The 2,917-nt window shown below is 69.4% G+C and carries 4 protein-coding genes; all 4 read left to right on the top strand.

All coding sequences use genetic code 11. The features are described 5' to 3' along the window. The first annotated feature begins 434 nt into the window (after window positions 1–434). Window positions 435–704: a patatin-like phospholipase family protein gene (locus RMO85_RS07710; RefSeq protein WP_310528140.1), complete on the top strand. Its 270-nt coding sequence runs from the start codon at window positions 435–437 to the stop codon at window positions 702–704. Continuing rightward, on the top strand, window positions 635–1,297 hold the full coding sequence (locus RMO85_RS07705) for a patatin-like phospholipase family protein (RefSeq protein ID WP_310528138.1): 663 nt from the start codon (window positions 635–637) through the stop codon (window positions 1,295–1,297). The genes RMO85_RS07710 and RMO85_RS07705 overlap by 70 nt, the downstream gene beginning before the upstream one ends. 96 nt (window positions 1,298–1,393) lie before the next feature. Continuing rightward, window positions 1,394–1,555, top strand: coding sequence for a TraR/DksA C4-type zinc finger protein (locus RMO85_RS19655; protein WP_397203392.1), 162 nt, complete (start codon window positions 1,394–1,396; stop codon window positions 1,553–1,555). Between the two features lie 114 nt (window positions 1,556–1,669). Beyond that, the coding region (locus RMO85_RS07700) for an MFS transporter (RefSeq protein WP_310528137.1) at window positions 1,670–2,917 on the top strand (1,248 nt) is incomplete at its 3' end.

Below are 2,917 nucleotides of genomic sequence, written 5' to 3'. Positions count from 1 at the left end.
CAAGACCAAACTCGAAGCGCTGCGCTGCCTCAAGCGCAGGATCTCCGACGCGCTCTACCGCCAACTGCTCGCCGATGCCGAACAAGCAGCACACAACGCCACACCCGACCTGGTTGGCACGGGTCCGGGAGGGCACTGCGGGGCGACTCAAGAATCCAGCGCGGCCGACCTTCCCCCGCGCATCGGCACTTCGGATCAGCCACTTCCCGGACCCGCACAACCGACGCTACAACCGACCCGGTCCCTCCGGAAGAGTCCAACCAGAACGACCTCTTGACAACAAAGGGGAGCCGGAATGACTGTCGATTGGCCGGATGTGGCGGATCCCAGCACCTGCAGCGTGCTCGTGGCTATGGGTGTTCGAGGGTCTTACGTGTCCGTGACGGATCCGCCGGTGGCCGCCGTCAGGGCACCGTTCACGCCAGGGTGGAGTCATGACCACAGCGTTCGTACTGTCCGGTGGCGCGAACCTGGGTGCAGCCCAGGTCGGCATGCTCACTGCTGTCGCCGAGGCAGGAGTTCGGCCAGATCTCGTCGTGGGCACCTCGGTCGGAGCGCTCAACCGGGCTTGGGTGGCTGCCGGTGCCCCGCTGGAAGACCTGGGAGCGGTGTGGCGATCCTACGGCGCCAGGCAGTGTTCCCCACGAGTCCGCTCCTCGGACTCCTCGGACTCCTCGACCTCTCCGGGCGCACCGATCATCTGATCAGCAACGGCGGCCTTCGGCGCATCCTGCACGACAACCTGAGGTTCGATCGACTCGAGGACGCACCGACTCCGCTGCACGTCGTGGTCACCGATGTCCTGACGGGCGCAGGGGTGTTGCTCTCGTCAGGGCCGGCTGAGGACTCGATCCTCACCAGTGCCGCGATCCCAGGTGTCCTGCCCCCGGTCTCGCTCGACGCTCGGGTCTACATGGATGGCGGCGTGGTCAACAACTCGCCGATCTCGCACGCGGTCGAGCTGGGAGCCGACACGGTCTGGGTCTTCGCGACCGGCTACTCGTGCGCGCTCCAGGAGCCGCGCCGCTCCGCGCTCGGCATGGCTCTGCACGCGACGACGCTGATCGTCCAACAACGGATGCTGCTCGACCTTGTTCGCTACGCAGGAGTGATTGACCTGCGGGTGATTCCACCCCTGTGCCCGGTGGCAGTCTCACCGACAGACTTCAGTCAGGCACGCGACCTGATCACCCGCTCGTACGCTCTTGATGCAGACTGGCTGAAGCAAGGGCCAGTGGACCCGGCGACGATGCTCTCGCAGGCTGCGCATCGGCACGATGTCGCGCCGCGCCGCTGAACCCTGGCTCGGAGGAGTTCGACCGAGATGTCGCTGAGGTGGTGACGGCCGTGGACTGCTCGTTGGGTGCGCCAGTCGAGGTGATGTTGTCGGAAGGTGAAGTCTGTGGATGCTCAAGAACTCGCGACGTCGCCGACGTGCGAGCTCTGCGATCAGCCGATCGGTGCCGACCGCATCGAAGCGCTGCCTCGGGCGACGACGTGCTTCGCTTGCGCGAGCTTGCGCAGGCGTCCCTCGCGGGGTCAGACCTGCTCGTGACGCGCAGTCGGCGATGAGGGCAGGGCCAGCGGTGCGACGCCGGTCGCAGACCGTGCTCTGACGTGCGATCGGCGCCGAGGAATGCCACGGGGCTGCCTGTCGTTGAAGACACCCATGGCCCCCTCCGACGCGCGACGTACTCCGATCCTGCTGGGCGCACTGTTCGGGCTGGCGGGGATGGGCTCGTCCTCGGCCGCCATCGTGCTGCCCAGTGTGGCGGCCGACCTCGGCGTCGACGTGGGCGTCGCGACGTGGACGATCAGCCTCTACGTGCTCATGCTCGCGGTGACCACTGCCGTCTACGGCCGGGTCTCCGACCTGGTGGGTATCCGGCTCCCGTTGCTCGTCGGCCTGGCGATGATGGCGGGTGGCGCTTTGGTCGCCGCGCTTGCGCCGACGTACGGGGTGCTGCTCACGGCACGGCTCTTCCAGGGCGCTGGCGCGGCCGCGATCCCGACGCTCGGTGTGGCGATCTTGAGCAACCGGTTCGACGGGGAGCTGCGTGGGCTGGCGCTGGGTCGGTTGGCCGGCGTGGCGGCGGCGATCACCTGCTTCGGGCCGCTCGTGGGCGGGCTGCTCGCCGACACCCTCGGCTGGCGGGCGGTAATGGCGCTGCCGATCCTCGGCGTCAGCGTGCTCCCCTTCCTGTGGCGCGACCTTTCGGTCGGCGGCACTGGTGATCGGCTCGACCTGCTGGGCGCGCTTCTGGTCGCGCTCACCGCGGCCGGGCTGGTGCTGCTGGTGCAGTCGCCGACCACGGGCGTCCTGGTCGCGGTGGTGGGCGGCCTGCTGCTTCTCGTCGGCGTGCCCGCTGTCGCGGTGTGGGTGCGCCGCCGTCCCGATGGCTTCCTACCTATCCACGTGGTCCGCAACCGGACCGTGATCCGCAGCGCGGTCGCGGCGAGCGCGGTGCCGGCCGCCTGGTTCGCGCAGCTCGTGGGCGTGCCGGTGGTGCTCGTCCGGGCGGGGTGGGAGTCCTGGCAGGTGGGCGCACTCCTCCTGCCGAGCGTCGTCGTCGCCCTGCTCGTGCCCCGGGCGGTCGGGCCGCTGATCGGCCGCGTCGGCGGCCCCCGCGCCCTCGCCGTCGCGGGTAGCATCGCGTCGTTCTCCCTGGCGCTGGCTGCAGTAGGCACGTGGACGGAGAACGGCCCGCTGCTCGTGGTCGCGATCGTGCTCACCACCGTCGCCTTCGGGCTTGGCCAGCCGACGCTCGGTGCGACCGTCGGCGACGCCGTCGACAGTGATGTCCGCGGGGTCGCACTGGGCATTGCGACCCTGCTCTTCCTGGTGGGTGGAAGCGTGGGCTCCGCCGTCGTGGCCGGTCTCGGTGACCTGATCGGGATCCCCGGCAGCCTGGCCGCC

The organism is Nocardioides sp. (assembly GCF_031422975.1).
Classification (GTDB): domain Bacteria; phylum Actinomycetota; class Actinomycetes; order Propionibacteriales; family Nocardioidaceae; genus Nocardioides.
The sequence above is the reverse complement of the archived record's forward strand: the minus strand, read 5'-3'. Positions and strand labels throughout refer to the sequence as shown.